Below are 1,198 nucleotides of genomic sequence, written 5' to 3'. Positions count from 1 at the left end.
TTCCAGAGCGTTCCGCTAATCTCAAAGCCACTTAAGGGCTAGTCCCCGTTCGCTCGCCACTACTAAGGGAATCTCGGTTGATTTCTTTTCCTCAGGGTACTTAGATGTTTCAGTTCCCCTGGTTCGCTTCTTGCACCTATGTATTCAGTACAAGATAACCATCTTATGATGGCTGGGTTCCCCCATTCAGACATCTCCGGATCAAAGTCTGTTTGCCGACTCCCCGAAGCTTTTCGCAGGCTACCACGTCTTTCATCGCCTCTGACTGCCAAGGCATCCACCGTATGCGCTTCTTCACTTGACCATATAACCCCAAGCAATCTGGTTATACTGTGAAGACGACATTCGCCGAAAATTCGAATTTCTCAATTAAGAGAACTCACAAATTTTACCTTAGCCTGATCCGTTACCAGTGAAAGTAACGTTCAGTCTATCTTTCTATCACATACCCAAATTTTTAAAGAACGAACTAGTCAAAGACTAGAAATCAACATTCACCATCGAACCGATGGAATGCTCATTTCTAAGCTTTATACTTCAGAAGCAGTAGTGGTGGAGCCAAGCGGGATCGAACCGCTGACCTCCTGCGTGCAAGGCAGGCGCTCTCCCAGCTGAGCTATGGCCCCGTATTTCTACAGGCGTTTCCCACACAAAATTGGTGGGTCTGGGCAGATTCGAACTGCCGACCTCACCCTTATCAGGGGTGCGCTCTAACCAACTGAGCTACAGACCCAATTTCGGGCTGCTTCTTTCGTCTTCTTCAATGAATCAAGCAATTCGTGTGGGAACTTATGGAGCAGCTGATGTCGTCGATTAAGGAGGTGATCCAGCCGCAGGTTCCCCTACGGCTACCTTGTTACGACTTCACCCCAGTCATGAATCACACCGTGGTAACCGTCCTCCCGAAGGTTAGACTAGCTACTTCTGGTGCAACCCACTCCCATGGTGTGACGGGCGGTGTGTACAAGGCCCGGGAACGTATTCACCGCGACATTCTGATTCGCGATTACTAGCGATTCCGACTTCACGCAGTCGAGTTGCAGACTGCGATCCGGACTACGATCGGTTTTGTGGGATTAGCTCCACCTCGCGGCTTGGCAACCCTCTGTACCGACCATTGTAGCACGTGTGTAGCCCAGGCCGTAAGGGCCATGATGACTTGACGTCATCCCCACCTTCCTCCGGTTTGTCACCGGCA

General features: G+C 50.4%; 2 tRNA genes and 2 rRNA genes. All 4 read right to left on the bottom strand.

The features are described 5' to 3' along the window. Positions 1-304, bottom strand: a 23S ribosomal RNA gene (locus J5M57_RS27830); the annotation flags it as partial. 246 nt (positions 305-550) lie between these two features. After that, positions 551-626: transfer RNA gene (locus tag J5M57_RS27825), tRNA-Ala, on the bottom strand. 30 nt (positions 627-656) lie between these two features. After that, a tRNA-Ile gene (locus J5M57_RS27820) sits at positions 657-733 on the bottom strand. Between the two features lie 81 nt (positions 734-814). After that, positions 815-1,198 (bottom strand): 16S ribosomal RNA (locus J5M57_RS27815); the annotation flags it as partial.

Origin of the sequence: Pseudomonas sp. 86_A, assembly GCF_017491705.1 — a bacterium.
Classification (GTDB): domain Bacteria; phylum Pseudomonadota; class Gammaproteobacteria; order Pseudomonadales; family Pseudomonadaceae; genus Aquipseudomonas; species Aquipseudomonas koreensis.
Note: the sequence above shows the minus strand (reverse complement) of the source record. Positions and strands in the feature narration are given on the sequence as shown.